1 protein-coding gene is annotated in these 494 nt (G+C 65.2%); it reads right to left on the bottom strand.

Annotated elements, in window-relative coordinates; translation table 11 throughout:
* Positions 1 to 494: Hcp family type VI secretion system effector (locus HMPREF2924_RS01760; protein ID WP_152905956.1), on the bottom strand; the 494-nt coding region annotated here is incomplete at both ends.

Raw genomic sequence — 494 nt, 5'->3', positions numbered from 1 at the left:
GAGCGCCAGTCGTCGGAGCCGGAGGTGCCGGAGACTTCGTGGGTCCAGGTGATCTTGCGGTAGGTGAAGTGCACGTCTTCCAGGTGGGTGAAGTGGGCGTTGCCCGGGTCCTGGCAGTTGTGCATGTAGTCCTTGATGTCGACGATGATCGCGTCTTCCAGGACGGTGGTGTAGTAGTGCTCCTGGGTGCCGGCGGCGGAGGTGCGGTACCACTGGATCTCGACCTTGGTCAGGCGCTCGCCGGAGGTCAGGGCGGCCAGCAGCAGCGGCGAGGCCTTGTCGAAGACCTTGGTGATGACCACCGGCTTGTGCACGCGCTGGCCGGTCGGCTGGCCGGACTGCGGGTCGCGCGGGATGATCACTTCGTGGTTGAAGCCCTGGACCATCACCTGGTCCTCGTGGCCTTCCTGGTAGGTGTTGCCGACCGAATCCTCGGTGAAGGCGCCGGCGGTGATCAGGCCCTGCTTGGTGCCGGTGATGGACATATAGGCGGG

The sequence above is a fragment of the Pseudomonas sp. HMSC063H08 genome (genome assembly GCF_001813645.1).
GTDB classification, from domain to species: Bacteria; Pseudomonadota; Gammaproteobacteria; order Pseudomonadales; family Pseudomonadaceae; genus Pseudomonas; species Pseudomonas aeruginosa.
This window is presented reverse-complemented; position numbering and strand designations above follow the sequence as displayed.